This is a genomic window from Xenorhabdus santafensis (assembly GCF_033949405.1).
GTDB lineage: Bacteria > Pseudomonadota > Gammaproteobacteria > Enterobacterales > Enterobacteriaceae > Xenorhabdus > Xenorhabdus santafensis.
Map to the genome: position 1 here is coordinate 1 of NZ_VCDN01000058.1, position 12,949 is coordinate 12,949.

The following is a 12,949-nucleotide window of genomic DNA, read 5'->3' on the forward strand; positions in this document are numbered from 1 at the left end:
GGGCGGGTCTTGAACCATCCAAGCCGGAGGGGGAAGCGGTTTCAGACACTGGGCACTCGGCCCTGACATACACGCGCTTAACGTGAGTGCGCAAATCATCGCTAAGCTGAGTGATTTTAGATTTGGCATTCGTGAGTTCCTGTATGTGCTTGATGTCCAGTTCGTGCAGCATTTCAATGTGCGTGTTCTGGTAATTGATAGTGTCGGTCAGTTGCTGGATTTCGGTTTTCTGGTCGCTATTAATACCAAGCTGCACCTTGTATCCTGAGCGATATAAGAAAGCTGTAGCTGACGCAGCAATCAAGGCAATAACAAGGCCATAGGTGAGATTGAATTTCATGATAAAAACATCTGGCGTTCAGGTGCCCGACGTCTATCTAATCCATGCATAACCTTGCCGGCGGCTTTGTTCCATCTCAGAAATTCATCTGCTGCGCCTTTATAGTCACCGGCATTGAGTTTCTTAAGTAACGTAGAGCGAACAAGATTTCCAACGCCACAATTGAAAGTGAATGAGCACAATGCATCAAATTGGCCTTGAGTCAGTGACACCTTAACGGCTGATTCAATCGTGATGTAAATAGGCTCAAGGTCATCATGCAGGAATGCTTCGGCTTGCTGCTCTGTAATGACCTGTCCCGGCTTTACGTTTCGAGTGTGACCGTAACCAATTGTCCATGGAAGACCGCCCGTTGCTGGGTCTGGGTAGGTTTTTAATTTTAGTCCTTCGTATTGCTTGATGCACTCAAGACCTTTATGGCTGATTTTCATCATCTGTTCACCCCAAACTTGTTTCTGAAGAACGTAAAGACAGCATCAACAATTGACCCAATCTTCTTGGTGCCCAAAAAGCCAATGAGTACCCCGAAGAACTGAGCAAGGCTCAACGGCAGTTGTGCATATTCCAGCGCGTTAATAATCCCGACACTGATTGCCGCAAAAATAAAGGCTTCAACCAGTGAGGCCTTCCAGCTTGAACCATCCCTTTTCTCACGGGCAAGAGCTATTGATGTAGCTAGCAACATGCCTGCAATGAGAGGGGCATTGATGATTAACCAGTCCCAGACGTGAGACCAGAATTCCGTGTCTTTTTCAATCATGCGCATATTCCACCCCATCAGAACAATGGGCGTCCGTGGGGTGAGAGAGTCGCCCCTGTGAGTAGGTTAAAAGTAATGAGTTGATACTTAAGGTATGTTGTTAGATCGATCAAATATTAACCAACCAATGAAGGATGGCTGATTACCTCTGAAAAGGATAAGAAATGAGCCACGAATTTGAAAAAATCAAAATTAATGAACTTAATAAAGAAGATATGTCTTACGCGGTTCTGGCATTATTTACGATCCTTGCCAAAATGGTTACAAATAACGATTCTGAAAAATTGGATCAACTCTACAAACTGTTTGATAAAATTTTAGAGAACAACGGGGATGGCAAAAGTCGAAATGCAATCGCCGCCGTTGGACAGATAACTAAATACTCCCTAAGCGGAGAATAATTTTTCCATCGCACTTACGCAAAGTAATCTCGTTATTTTCAATTATACAGTTCACAGATTCACTTTTTTCTGTGAGCTGTTTTTCCAACTCAACGACTTTTCTTTCCAGTTCTTCAATACGCTTTTCCATCATTCACCTCACGTGAGTTAATAGGTTGCCAGCCGCAATGCATGTATACGGATGTAATGAGAGTGATTGCGGTGGCAAATACAGAAAAGGCCGCACATGGCGGCCTTTGTAATAGTTGGCTGATTTAGTTCAGCCGGACTGTTTCGCGCTACCGAAACTCTTATAGCTACAGGATTCAGTTGTTCACAATAACCAAATGTGTGACACTTAAGCCAAATACCACATTTGTTGAATAAGGATATTTATGTCTCAGGACGCTCAAAACCCATTTAAGAAAAAATCGTTTAGATTTATCTTTACCGGAGGAATATTACTGGTTATCGCGGGCATGCGATGGATTGATCAACCTCATGCAGTCATCTATAACATGGTCGAAACCTTGCTGGCCGTTGGCTTAATCGCTTTTGGCGCAAAGTTAAGCAAAGACGAAAAGAAAAAATAATGTTATTCCCTCTGATTCGAGGGTCTCAGAAAGCAAAAAGCCCCGCCCCCCGATGAACTGCATCCCCAAAAGTTAGACTTTTTAGCTCTAACTGCCGAGGTGCTTTTTTTATGGCAAAATATACTCAAGAATTTAAGTTTGAAGTTGTTCAGTTTTACCTAACTCGTGGCTGTAGCTATAGCTACATGGTCTGACTCCTGTTCAATACAGGAGTCAGTTTTTAGAAACCGCCGCTTAATTAATCGTCCAACTTTATGGGGTCAGATCAGAGTGCGAGGCCTTGAATTCAAGGTGTAGGTTTGGTTATTTCCAGTTGAAGCAGAAATGCAGTGTGTTACCTACGTTTTGTTTCAGTAGTTCACCTAGTTTTTTTGCACCGTTAGAGTTAAAAGTGAAATCAGTTGTAGCATTTGAGCTAGAGCCAAGCTTAAAAGTTGAACCATCAACTGTTACCTCAAGGTTCTTACTCGATAAGTCTGGTTGGTTTTGGGTGTCAACTTGCAATTGTATTGTTCCAGAGGTACCGATGGGACTTTCAATTAAAATGAACGTTAAGATGTTTCCAATACCCAGTGTGCTTTGAAGATTAGACAGGGTGCCAAAAGTAGATTCACCTGAGCTTATATTCCCCTCTTTGGTCAAATATCCCCAATCTTGAGATCCACCATTATTATATTGGCTAGTCCCTATCTCAAGATCGAAAGACAGCATGCAATTTAGTTCCCAATCACAAGCTAGCATGTCTGGTTGTTGGGGATTCCAAGCGAAAACTCCCTCTTTATTAACTTGATTAACAGACTGGTTATCCATTCCAATATTATTACCGTAAATGTAGGTACCAGCATCCCAAATATTACGTCGTATATTCTTCCTCAAATACACCTGAATCATCGCCCAAGGAAATGAGCCAACTGGTGCAACTGTATCATTTGCAATCGTCACCTTAACATGGTATTGGTCGGGTGTAGTAAGTGAACAATTTTGATCAAGCTTATTAACTTCAGACATAAACACCTCGTTTTATTATTCGTTAAAGGTCATTTCATCCTATTGCTAATTAGCTAGTTAATATTGCTTAAGTCAGATTATTATTTTAATACAGAACGTGCTGTAGATATTAATACGCCTTAATATATGGCGACGCACTATAAAATATGATTGTTAATCGCGCGCGCAATTCAATGAGGTGTAAATTTGAAGTTTGCTACTGATGAAAATAAAAAATTCTCAGATTCCTTACGAACACGCTTGACCATTTTTGGGTTACGATGTTGTTCCAGTTCTCCACTGGTAAAAAGTTACAGCGTCCCGCGCATCTTTTAAGCTGGTTGATGAGTAGCTTCCGATGTCAATTCGATCTCCTTTCCCATTCCAACGATATCTAAGTTGAAATATGATTTTTCCTTTAGGAGTCACACGAACAGACAACCCATCACTGCCCGATTTGGTAACCATTTTTTTCTTGAGGTTTGCCATTGGTGATACGAAGCCATGAATCAGTAATAGCCATATCGCTTTCCTTAAAAAACAATACAGCTTTTAATGCAGTTTATGTACACAGATATGTACATATTTATCGTGATACAAGGTGCATATTTGTGACTATCACTGACCATCTAGACAAAAAATAAAATAAATTTAAAAATCAATATATTACCAATAAAGACATGCCTGCATCTGGCCATTAGCATCTAGAGATGATTAATGACAACTATTTCGGATTGGAATGTAGCTTTCAGCTCTTGTTTACTTTTTACCTTAATTTGGCCATCCATACCAATCGTCATATGTTCAGGATCTTGATTATGCTTGGCCTGCCAAAGCATCACTGCCTGTAAACTGTATTCTTTCTGTTCTGGTGTAAGCGGTACACCATCTTGCCATTTCCCCAATTCAACGGCCTGAGCCAAGCGTTGATAAATTTCTGGCGTCATCGCGGAGAGTAAATCATCCAACTTCATAGATAGTTCCTTAGCGGCTATATGCTATTTTCTGCGTTTCGTGCGTTACAAATTTACCTGATAAATTTGCGCGTTGATACTGCATTACATTCGTGTGCCCGGCATTGCCACAAATAGGCATATTGGCGAATTACAGTTAGCTGAATCGTTTCTATTTTATATATTTTTCTTAAAATATTTCCATTTCATGGGTAAATTCACTGATTCAGAGAAATTCAACACGCATCAATCTAAAATTAGCCTTCTGTTTTTTCACCCGTTTCGTCATCAACAAAACTCAGCGAAGCTGAATTAATGCAAAAACGCTCCCCTGTCGGTTTCGGGCCATCGGGAAAAACATGGCCTAAATGAGCCTGACAATGGCTGCAACGCACTTCTATACGGTGCATATTATGGCTGTAATCATCAAGATAAGTAATGGATTCATTACTCACAGGCTGATAAAAACTCGGCCATCCACACCCAGAATCAAACTTGGTTTCAGAAACGAATAACGGCTGATGGCAACACAGGCAATGGTAAATGCCACTTTTTTTGTTGTGCAATAATTTCCCTGAAAATGGAGGTTCAGTGCCCGCTTCTTGCGTAACATAGCGCTGCGTTGAATTAAGTTTTTCTATAGAAAGGGAAATATTTTGACTCTTACTCATAATAACCACCTTTTAAGGCCGGTATTTTCAATAAAAAATCACCGAAAACAACAAAAAATTAACATCTAAACAATGAAATCCATTCTAACTCATTCAACACAGCAATTTACCTTACTAATTGTGATAAGTCTCACATATCTAATCGATGGTAACTTTAAATATCTCCTGATACCCCGATAATGATGTGCGTAGAGCTTGTACCAGCTGTACAACAAGCGTTCATATGGTGATTATTAAATTGATCTTTTTCAATTGTTGACACGATTCCGCTTGACGGCTGGCAAGATTTTGGTAACTTTAGACACAACTTTTAATTCACTAAAAAATAGCTGGTGGAATACTATGACTATCAAAGTAGGTATTAACGGTTTTGGTCGTATCGGCCGTATTGTTTTCCGTGCTGCCCAAGAACGTTCAGACATTGAAATCGTTGCTATCAATGATCTGTTGGATGCAGAGTACATGGCTTACATGCTGAAATACGATTCAACCCACGGCCGCTTCAATGGCACTGTTGAAGCAAAAGACGGTCAGTTGATTGTTAACGGCAAAACCATCCGCGTTACATCTGAAAGAGATCCAGCTAACCTGAAATGGAACGAAGTTGGTGTTGATGTTGTTGCAGAAGCAACAGGTATCTTCCTGACTGACGAAACTGCACGTAAGCATATCGCCGCTGGCGCGAAAAAAGTTGTTCTGACTGGCCCATCCAAAGACGACACTCCAATGTTCGTTATGGGTGTTAACCACAAGGCCTATGCAGGTCAGGAAATCGTTTCCAACGCATCTTGCACAACTAACTGCCTGGCTCCACTGGCTAAAGTTATCAATGACAAATTCGGCATCGTTGAAGGTCTGATGACAACTGTTCACGCAACAACTGCTACCCAGAAAACTGTTGATGGCCCTTCAGCAAAAGACTGGCGCGGCGGCCGCGGTGCAGCACAGAACATCATCCCATCTTCTACCGGCGCAGCAAAAGCAGTAGGTAAAGTTATTCCTGAACTGAACGGCAAACTGACTGGTATGTCTTTCCGTGTTCCTACTCCTAACGTTTCTGTTGTTGACCTGACTGCACGTCTGGAAAAACCAGCAACTTACGCAGAAATCTGCAACGCAATCAAAGAAGCAGCTGAAGGCGAACTGAAAGGCATTCTGGGCTACACTGAAGATGACGTTGTTTCTACCGATTTCAACGGTGAAAAACTGACTTCTGTATTCGATGCTAAAGCAGGTATCGCGCTGAACGACAACTTTGTTAAATTGGTTTCTTGGTATGACAACGAAACTGGTTACTCCAACAAAGTTCTGGATCTGATTGCTCATATCTCTAAATAATTGAGTTTAATCCCCCAAATAGGGGTTATGATCGACATTCAAAAGCCATCTGCATAAGATGGCTTTTTCACATAGTTATCTATGCTCCCAGGGATTCACTCTCTTGCCGCCGCGATGCAACTTGAAATCCATTGGGTATATATTTCTCAAATGTATCTTTTCAAAAGATTAAGCTATTCTTGAACCTTGCTTTAACTGTCAATTCAGAGAACGCAGCCAACAGAGCTGCAATTTAAAAGACGAAGAGCATACATAAGGTTATGACAGATGCTTGATAAAATTTTCTCATTACCGGTTACAGAACAGATATCCCCTTACATCAGTCAACGGAATATCGGTGATTTCCCATTGATTGTGGTTTCACATCCCAAGGCTCGTGGTGCAATCAGCATTCAGGGGGCGCACCTCATTGCGTGGCAGCCCAGCGGTGAAAAACCCGTCTTGTGGCTAAGCGATAACACAGCATTCCATTCGGGTACGCCCATTCGTGGCGGCATTCCCATTTGTTGGCCCTGGTTTGGTTCATCTGCTTCCCCCAGCCACGGATTTGCACGAATAATACCGTGGGAATTCAAAGCACATCATGAAAACCAAAATGGTGTTATTTTGACATTCACCCTACAGGATAATGCCTATACCCATAAATTATGGCCGCATGAATTTACGCTGATTGCGCGTTTTAAATTAGGGGAAACCTGCGAAATTGAATTGGAATCTCATGGGGAATATGAGGCTACCGCTGCCCTTCACTCTTACCTGAATGTCAGCGATATCGATCAAATTCGGGTCAGTGGGCTGGGTGACCATTTCCTTGATACTGTTTCAGGCAAAGAACAGTGCCTCCATGAAGACTTAGTTTTTAAAGAACGTACCGATCGCATCTATACCCAACCGGACGATTTTAGTCTGCTCAGAGATCCTCTGTGGAAACGTACCATTGAAATGCACCACTATCATCATAGCGATGTCGTGTGCTGGAACCCAGGCGCAACCCTTTCCAGCAGCATGGAAGACATGGGGAAAGCCGGATATAAAAATATGGCGTGTATCGAAACCGCACGTATTAATAACCCAATGCAGCCTAAGAATAATAACCCTGACAGGCTTTCTGTTATTATCCGATGCCGCAAAATATCTGATAACTCTTCGTTGGATAGCGCTTCGTTGAATACGGATTGATGAGAACTAAAATAACGAAAAGCTGAACTCTGCCATGATAATTTTGCCCGCTCAGCTTTTCGTTTTATTGGAAAATGGTAATTGAGAGAATAACTGCGGCGGTTAAATCACCGTTACAGGCACTCGTTTTGCCAGAGCGCACAATAGCTCATAACCAATAGTTCCTGCTGATTCAGCAACTTCGTCAACAGGTAAATTTTCCCCCCATAACTCAACAACACTGCCGATATCTGCTTGCGGGCATGGTGTTAAATCAACGGTTAACATATCCATAGAGATCGCACCCAATAATTGGGTACGAACCCCATTAACCATGACAGGAGTCCCGGTTGGTGCGTGTCGTGGATATCCATCCGCATAACCACAGGCTACTGTACCGACACGCATAGCTCGTTTAGTTGTATAACGGCTGCCATAACCAATCTTCCTCCCTGCCGGAAGTTCGTGAACTGCAATGATTTCACTCTGTAGCGTCATTGCTGCTTTCAGCCCAACATCCGCAATATCCCGCCATTTTCCGCTGGGGGATGCCCCATAAAGAACAATCCCCGGCCTAACCCAATCCCTGTGCGTTCTCGGATGCCACAAAACAGCCCCCGAATTCGCCAGACAATGAGGAAGTGATTCCATTTTCAGATGCTCGATAATCGCCATCTGCTCATCAATGCCCACTTCATTATCCGAATTGGCGAAATGGCTCATCAGCGTCACTGAATTGATATTTTTAATCCCGTTTGCCCTTGATACGAGCATTGGATACTCTTCTGGCTCAAAGCCCAATCGATTCATTCCACTATTGAGTTTCAGATAAATATCGATGGGCTTATCCAAACGGGATTTTTCTATCGCTTCAAGCTGCCAAAGGCTGTGTACTGCGGTTGTCAGGGAATACTCATTGATAATCTGCAAATCCGACAGCTTGAAAAAACCTTCCAGAAGCAGGATTGGCCCTTGCCAGCCGTTTTCCCGCAGATAAATAGCTTCATCCAAGTCAAGCAGTGCAAAACCATCCGTCTGTGTGAGTGATTGCCATATTCTGTCCAACCCATGCCCATACGCATTTGCTTTCACTACTGACCAGATTTTACTGCCACAAGCTTTTTGACGAATAACAGCCAAATTATGGCGAAATGCATCAAGGCTGATTGTCGCCAAGATAGGACGTGGCATAACGACCCCTTCTTATTAATTTATGCCGTATGAAAATGTGGCTTCATCGGAAGCACTTTTATATTGAATCCGTTGATGTATCTGAATACAGAGAGATCATCCGCGGCAATATCTGGTTTTTTGCCGGAAATTAAATCAGCCAATAACTTTCCTGAACCACAAGCCATTGTCCAACCCAGCGTGCCATGCCCGGTATTCAGATAAAGATTCGAATATTTTGTCGGGCCGACAATCGGTGTGCCATCCGGAGTCATAGGACGCAGCCCCGTCCAGAACTCAGCTTCCGCTACATTGCCGCCATTGCGGTAAAGATCTTCCACCACCATTGTCAATGTTTCACAGCGATTCTGGGGAATATCCAGATTAAAGCCCACAACTTCGGCCATGCCACCGACACGAATGCGATTATCAAAACGAGTAATGGCGATTTTATAAGTTTCATCCAAAACCGTCGAAACTGGCGCTTTGGCTTCATCGATGACTGGCATGGTCAATGAGTAACCTTTCATTGGATAAACCGGGATCTTAACGAGGTCTTTCAAAATGCCGGTAGAATAAGCTCCCATTGCCACCACATAATTATCCGCAGTCATGATGCCATCATCACATTGGATACCTGTGATTTTATCCCCATCAACCAGAATCTGTTTAACCTGTTTGTTATAAATAAACTTCACACCGATCTCTTCTGCCATTTTTGCCAATGCCTTGGTAAAAATCTGGCAATCCCCGGTTTCATCATTCGGGAGCTGCAACCCACCCGTCAATTTATGGGAGCTATGGGCAAGTGCAGGTTCCACAGTTGCCAGTTGATCGGCCGTCAGTAATTGATAAGGAACACCTTCTTGTTCCAATACTTTAATGTCATTAGCCGCATTATCAAATTGCTTGGCAGTTCTGAACAGTTGCAGGGTTCCTCCCTGACGCCCTTCATATTGGATGCCGGTATCTAGCCTCAATTGCTTGATGCAATCCCGGCTATATTCAGCCAAACGCACCATTCTGCTTTTATTCATTGCGTAGTGGCTTGCATCACAGTTGAGCAACATTTGCCACATCCAACGTAATTGAAACAGCGAACCATCAGGGCGAATAGCCAAAGGAGCATGACGTTGGAACATCCACTTAATTGCTTTCAGCGGGATCCCCGGAGCTCCCCAAGGAGTGGCATACCCTGGTGATATTTGGCCTGCATTACTGGCACTGGTTTCTTCAGCTGCACTATTCTGGCGATCGATAACGGTAACTTCATGCCCTTCTTGTGCAAGATACCAAGCACTGGTTACACCAATAACGCCACTACCTAAAATAAGGACCTTCATCCTGCCCCCTGCTAATGAGTAATATTCGCAAGCATAATATGCTGAATATAAAAATCCAATCCAGAATAATAGACTGTAACATAATTAGTCAATTTTTAGGATTTGGCTCACAATTTCATTACAAATTGCAATTTTTCGACTTATTTTAAAAATAGGATTTTTTACACATAAAAACCATAAAATCAAAGATATAAAAAAGAATAAAATTCTAAAAAACCCCTTTATTTTGTATAAACAAAAGAGATTTTGACGGCAATAAAACAACATTTAATTCACATTGAGAAATTTTCATTTAATCCTCCTAAACAAAAATAAAAAGAATTAAATTCCAATCAAACAGGAGTTAAATAGCATTTAAATTTAAAAAATTGAATTTTACAGTCTGTGTCCATTTTTAACGTCAAACAACTAACACGCAGAAATACAGTGACGTAAATGCAGCTCTTGGCGTTCAGAACATAAGGAAGCAGATATCTTCTGCCATATGAAAAATCACTAACGACATGAAAGGTAAAAAATGGATGAATGTTGAACGGTCGTTGAGGCCATACAAAACAGTAAAGAAAAAATCAATTAATAAAAGGTCGCCAATTTAAAAACAATTAGTGATAATAACTTAGTAAAACTGTAAAATAACCTTATGCTTTGTTAAAAACACCTGCCAATGCCTTAATAACATAAATATTAGCTTTTATTTAATAAGTTAAGGTTAAAATACCTTCGGAAAAAATTAAAACCGACCCGCCTGATAATATTGCCAGAGAAACATCAAGGCATTATCTTCAATTTCGCACAAATTTTGCACTCTCTTAAAAACAATCTATAATTAATACCTTATATACTTAAAATGCCCAAATCTAACCTCAAAAAAAACCTCCCTCGAACGTTATTTTTTACGCAAAAATAACGATTATAAAAACACCTTATTTAATATATAGATATAAATAAAACCCAAGAAAAAATAAAAATAAACTTATATATTTAATAAACGGAAACCATCAGCAGATTGCAAATAGTAAACATTATGCTTAACTGATCACTAGAAAATCCATCATCATGCATTACTCTAATTTATATGTATTCCTTGAGCTGCAAGGGGTATGCGGTAGCTTTGAACGAGAGCAAGGTAACATCATGGATAAAAAATATATTGTGCATTCCTCGTCATCTGAAAAAACCTTATATTTCAAATCGCTGACAGGAACAGAAAAATTATTTTCCCCTTATAAATTTGAAATACAGTTATTAAGTGAAAAAAGGCTGTCAAACCCAATCTCTCTGCATAACACCAATCTCACCATTGAAATAAAGAACGAATCGACATCCCCGAGATATTTAAGTGGTTATATAGAGGAAATATCCTACTCACCATTTCATAAATATGATGACAGGCTCTATTTATATACCGCCATAGTCAGGCCTAACTTATGGAATTTAAAAAAATTATTGGGCTATGGCATTTGGCAGGATAAAACTGTTCCGGATATTATTACTGAAATATTGAATAACGCGGGCATTTCCTTTAAAAATCAATTAATAGAAAAATATCGCACATGGGAATATTGCGTTAAGCATAATGAAACTGATTTTGATTTCATCCATCGTTTAATGGAGCATGAAGGCATTTATTATTATTTCAAACATGATATGGGCAGCCATACCATGATTTTGGTGGATGCCCCCCAATCACATGAGTCTGTACCTAGTTATGACAAGATAAAATACATCAACACAATGGATACAGTAAAAAAACGTCCGACAGAATATATTTATGATTGGAATGTTTCCAGCATCACCATACCACACACCTACAGCCTTGATGATTACGATTTCCGCAAGCCGCGCGCTAAATTATATACCGCGACCCAAACCCAAAATAGCTCCATTGACGACTCAAATGTTTTCATTTGGCCCGGGCACTATACAAAAAGCGAACAAGGGCAATTTTATTCTCGTGTACGCCAGCAAGCATCCGAAGCGAAAAGCGAATTAGTTGATGGAAAAGGAAATGTTTTGGGCATGGCACCGGGACATATTTTCACCCTGGAATTACCCCATGACATTAAAGGCGATGAGCATAGCAATTATCTAGTCATAGGAACGCATTATGCCCTCTACGACGATATTTACCCGTCTGACTCCGTGGACACATTGACCGATGACTCATCTGCCAGTGATCAGAATAAAAACATTATTCGATTTGATGCCATTCCGGCCAGTACCCCATGGAAGCCTTCAGCCATAACCCCGTGGCCAAAAGTCATGGGCCTTGAAACGGCAACGGTCGCAGGCCCTAAAGACAAGAAAATATGGACTGACAAATATGGCCGGATAAAGGTGAAATTCCGCTGGGACAGAGATGACAAACAAGACGATAGCCGTTCTTGCTGGATACGTGTTGCCACACAATGGGCAGGCTGGCGTTATGGCAGCGTATGTATTCCCCGCGTAGGTGAAGAAGTCATTATCAGTTTCGTCAATGGCGACCCTGACAAGCCCTTGGTTATCGGCAGTACTTACAACGACGAAAATATGCCTCCGTGGGAATTGCCCCAATATGAAGCCCGTATTGGCATTATGTCAAACACGGAAGGTGGTAAGCATGATCAGGCAAGCTATCTCTTTTTGGATGACAAACCCGATAAAGAATCATTCACAATGCATGCAGAGCGTGACATGAGCATCTCGGTGGAGAAAAACAAAGATGTCATTATTCATGGGGAAAGCCACACTCAAGTTAACGAAAACCAAAAAAACACCGTAGGCGGTAACGCTGAATTTACTTACCAAAAAGATCACTCTGTCACCATTAATGGTAAAGACACACTCACCGCTAAATCCAGTCGGCAAGAGACCATTGATGGAGGATTGAAAACAAAAATTAAGGGCGGAAGAAAAACGGAGATTAAAGGTAAGGACTCATTAACGCTCAAGAATGGCCGCAAAGAAACCATCAGCGATGGAGGGTTAGAAACAAAAATCAAAGGCGGAAGAAAAACAGAGATTGAAGGTGAAGATTCATTAACGCTCAAGAATGGCCGTAAAGAAACTATCAGCGATGGAGGTTTAAAAACCGATATCAAAGGCGGAAGAAAAACTGAAATCGACGGTGGGGATACCTGCAATGTGAAGGGTAACTCGGATACCAAAGTGACTGGAAACTGGACTCAAGAGGCTACCGGAATGGTAACACTTAAAAGCTCGGGAATTTTCTCTGTAAGCGCTGCATTATACAAAATTGATTAATGTGCATATC

14 protein-coding genes and 1 pseudogene are annotated in these 12,949 nt (G+C 41.4%); 5 read left to right on the forward strand and 10 right to left on the reverse strand.

The window, feature by feature from the left end:
- From rz1 to FE392_RS14295, 4 genes and pseudogenes are all read right to left on the reverse strand, one after another.
- The coding region (rz1, locus tag FE392_RS21315) for a lysis system o-spanin lipoprotein Rz1 (protein ID WP_369292874.1) at positions 1 to 129 on the reverse strand (129 nt) is incomplete at its 3' end.
- Positions 77 to 340, reverse strand: a pseudogene (locus FE392_RS14285) (lysis system i-spanin subunit Rz); the annotation flags it as partial. The gene rz1 and the pseudogene FE392_RS14285, both read right to left, overlap by 53 nt.
- Complete coding sequence (locus FE392_RS14290; protein ID WP_319930929.1) at positions 337 to 771, reverse strand: lysozyme; 435 nt, start codon at positions 769 to 771, stop codon at positions 337 to 339. The pseudogene FE392_RS14285 and the gene FE392_RS14290, both read right to left, overlap by 4 nt.
- A complete protein-coding gene (locus FE392_RS14295) occupies positions 771 to 1,106 on the reverse strand; it encodes a phage holin, lambda family (protein WP_319930893.1) in 336 nt (111 codons plus the stop codon). Before FE392_RS14295 ends, FE392_RS14290 begins: the two co-directional genes overlap by 1 nt.
- 158 nt (positions 1,107 to 1,264) lie before the next feature.
- On the opposite strand from FE392_RS14295, the gene FE392_RS14300 reads away from it, so the two are divergent.
- Positions 1,265 to 1,501, forward strand: coding sequence for a hypothetical protein (locus tag FE392_RS14300; protein WP_319930894.1), 237 nt, complete (start codon positions 1,265 to 1,267; stop codon positions 1,499 to 1,501).
- A gap of 374 nt (positions 1,502 to 1,875) precedes the next feature.
- Positions 1,876 to 2,073, forward strand: a complete 198-nt coding sequence (locus FE392_RS14305; RefSeq protein WP_319930895.1) for a hypothetical protein — start codon at positions 1,876 to 1,878, stop codon at positions 2,071 to 2,073.
- Between the two features lie 303 nt (positions 2,074 to 2,376).
- On the opposite strand, the gene FE392_RS14310 is transcribed toward FE392_RS14305, so the two are convergent.
- The 4 genes from FE392_RS14310 to msrB all read right to left on the reverse strand — a co-directional run bounded on the left by FE392_RS14310 (position 2,377) and on the right by msrB (position 4,684).
- Positions 2,377 to 3,081, reverse strand: a complete 705-nt coding sequence (locus FE392_RS14310; protein WP_319930896.1) for a Thoeris anti-defense Tad2 family protein — start codon at positions 3,079 to 3,081, stop codon at positions 2,377 to 2,379.
- Between the two features lie 255 nt (positions 3,082 to 3,336).
- Positions 3,337 to 3,549: an Arm DNA-binding domain-containing protein gene (locus tag FE392_RS14315; RefSeq protein ID WP_319930897.1), complete on the reverse strand. Its 213-nt coding sequence runs from the start codon at positions 3,547 to 3,549 to the stop codon at positions 3,337 to 3,339.
- Positions 3,550 to 3,764: 215 nt separating this feature from the next.
- Complete coding sequence (locus FE392_RS14320; RefSeq protein ID WP_319930898.1) at positions 3,765 to 4,034, reverse strand: YeaC family protein; 270 nt, start codon at positions 4,032 to 4,034, stop codon at positions 3,765 to 3,767.
- Between the two features lie 236 nt (positions 4,035 to 4,270).
- A complete protein-coding gene (gene msrB, locus FE392_RS14325) occupies positions 4,271 to 4,684 on the reverse strand; it encodes a peptide-methionine (R)-S-oxide reductase MsrB (RefSeq protein WP_319930899.1) in 414 nt (137 codons plus the stop codon).
- Positions 4,685 to 5,026: 342 nt separating this feature from the next.
- Between msrB and gapA the strand changes: the two genes are divergently transcribed.
- Together gapA and FE392_RS14335 are read left to right on the forward strand one after the other, a co-directional pair.
- The gene (gapA, locus tag FE392_RS14330) at positions 5,027 to 6,022 is read left to right on the forward strand and encodes a glyceraldehyde-3-phosphate dehydrogenase (RefSeq protein ID WP_092508984.1); all 996 of its coding nucleotides are present in this window, start codon (positions 5,027 to 5,029) and stop codon (positions 6,020 to 6,022) included.
- Between the two features lie 267 nt (positions 6,023 to 6,289).
- On the forward strand, positions 6,290 to 7,201 hold the full coding sequence (locus FE392_RS14335) for a D-hexose-6-phosphate mutarotase (RefSeq protein ID WP_319930900.1): 912 nt from the start codon (positions 6,290 to 6,292) through the stop codon (positions 7,199 to 7,201).
- Between the two features lie 102 nt (positions 7,202 to 7,303).
- Here the strand turns inward: FE392_RS14335 and dadX are convergent, their stop codons facing one another.
- Together dadX and FE392_RS14345 are read right to left on the reverse strand one after the other, a co-directional pair.
- Complete coding sequence (gene dadX / locus FE392_RS14340) at positions 7,304 to 8,371, reverse strand: catabolic alanine racemase DadX (RefSeq protein ID WP_319930901.1); 1,068 nt, start codon at positions 8,369 to 8,371, stop codon at positions 7,304 to 7,306.
- A gap of 20 nt (positions 8,372 to 8,391) precedes the next feature.
- Positions 8,392 to 9,693, reverse strand: coding sequence for a D-amino acid dehydrogenase (locus tag FE392_RS14345; RefSeq protein WP_319930902.1), 1,302 nt, complete (start codon positions 9,691 to 9,693; stop codon positions 8,392 to 8,394).
- Positions 9,694 to 10,827: 1,134 nt separating this feature from the next.
- Here FE392_RS14345 and FE392_RS14350 point away from each other — a divergent pair.
- Positions 10,828 to 12,939 (forward strand): type VI secretion system Vgr family protein, encoded by a 2,112-nt coding sequence (locus FE392_RS14350; RefSeq protein WP_319930903.1) that lies wholly within the window; start codon positions 10,828 to 10,830, stop codon positions 12,937 to 12,939.
- Positions 12,940 to 12,949 lie beyond the last annotated feature (10 nt).

Bases quoted from the DNA above. Each gene is read 5' to 3' on its own strand.
- FE392_RS14290 (WP_319930929.1), bottom strand. From the start codon at position 771: ATGAAAATCAGCCATAAAGGTCTTGAGTGCATCAAGCAATACGAAGGA.
- FE392_RS14295 (WP_319930893.1), bottom strand. From the start codon at position 1,106: ATGCGCATGATTGAAAAAGACACGGAATTCTGGTCTCACGTCTGGGAC.
- FE392_RS14300 (WP_319930894.1), top strand. From the start codon at position 1,265: ATGAGCCACGAATTTGAAAAAATCAAAATTAATGAACTTAATAAAGAA.
- FE392_RS14305 (WP_319930895.1), top strand. From the start codon at position 1,876: ATGTCTCAGGACGCTCAAAACCCATTTAAGAAAAAATCGTTTAGATTT.
- FE392_RS14310 (WP_319930896.1), bottom strand. From the start codon at position 3,081: ATGTCTGAAGTTAATAAGCTTGATCAAAATTGTTCACTTACTACACCC.
- FE392_RS14315 (WP_319930897.1), bottom strand. From the start codon at position 3,549: ATGGCAAACCTCAAGAAAAAAATGGTTACCAAATCGGGCAGTGATGGG.
- FE392_RS14320 (WP_319930898.1), bottom strand. From the start codon at position 4,034: ATGAAGTTGGATGATTTACTCTCCGCGATGACGCCAGAAATTTATCAA.
- msrB (WP_319930899.1), bottom strand. From the start codon at position 4,684: ATGAGTAAGAGTCAAAATATTTCCCTTTCTATAGAAAAACTTAATTCA.
- gapA (WP_092508984.1), top strand. From the start codon at position 5,027: ATGACTATCAAAGTAGGTATTAACGGTTTTGGTCGTATCGGCCGTATT.
- FE392_RS14335 (WP_319930900.1), top strand. From the start codon at position 6,290: ATGCTTGATAAAATTTTCTCATTACCGGTTACAGAACAGATATCCCCT.
- dadX (WP_319930901.1), bottom strand. From the start codon at position 8,371: ATGCCACGTCCTATCTTGGCGACAATCAGCCTTGATGCATTTCGCCAT.
- FE392_RS14345 (WP_319930902.1), bottom strand. From the start codon at position 9,693: ATGAAGGTCCTTATTTTAGGTAGTGGCGTTATTGGTGTAACCAGTGCT.
- FE392_RS14350 (WP_319930903.1), top strand. From the start codon at position 10,828: ATGGATAAAAAATATATTGTGCATTCCTCGTCATCTGAAAAAACCTTA.